A 651-nucleotide genomic window follows, 5' to 3' on the forward strand; every position below is an offset into this window, starting at 1 on the left:
GTCATAACTGTCGCCAACGCTGCCGACCGATGTGTCGATGCCGGCATCGGCGAGGCGTTCAGTGTAGCGGATCGACAGGTATTGGCTGCCGCGATCCGAGTGGTGGATGAGGCCGCTCCCCTCTGCCGGGCAGCGCTGACAGATTGCCTGGTTCAAGGCATCGAGAACAAAGCTCGTGGTCATCGATGTCGAGACACGCCACCCGACGATCTTGCGCGCGAAGACATCGATTATGAAGGCCACGTAGACCATCCCCATCCAGGTGGACACGTAGGTAAAATCCGAGACCCAGAGCTGGTTGGGGGCCGTCGCCGTGAACTCCCTATTGACCTTGTCATCCGGGCAAGCCTGGGCGGGATCCGGGATCGTCGTCCGCTTCTTGCCACGAGTAACCCCTTGTAATCCGTGCTCTCTCATCAGCCTCTCGATCGTGCAGCGGGCAATATCCTTCTGTTCTCGGCGGAGCTGATGCCAGACCTTACGCGCCCCGTATCGGCCTTTGCTCTTGTCATAGACACGCTTGATGTTCTCCAGATCCTTCACGTCCTGCTTCGCGCGAGCCGAGGCTAGATCGGGGTCCCGGGCAATCGCTGCATGGGCGTAGTAGGTAGATGGGGCGATCGGCAGAACACGGCAGATCGGCTCGACCCC

General features: G+C 60.4%; 1 protein-coding gene. It reads right to left on the reverse strand.

Features of this window, described 5'->3' with window-relative positions:
• A partial coding sequence (locus C6W91_RS21240; protein ID WP_370571625.1) for an IS3 family transposase occupies positions 1 to 651 on the reverse strand: 651 nt, incomplete at both ends.

This window comes from Phaeobacter sp. SYSU ZJ3003 (assembly GCF_041300735.1).
In the GTDB taxonomy this organism is placed as follows: Bacteria; Pseudomonadota; Alphaproteobacteria; order Rhodobacterales; family Rhodobacteraceae; genus Phycobacter; species Phycobacter gallaeciensis_A.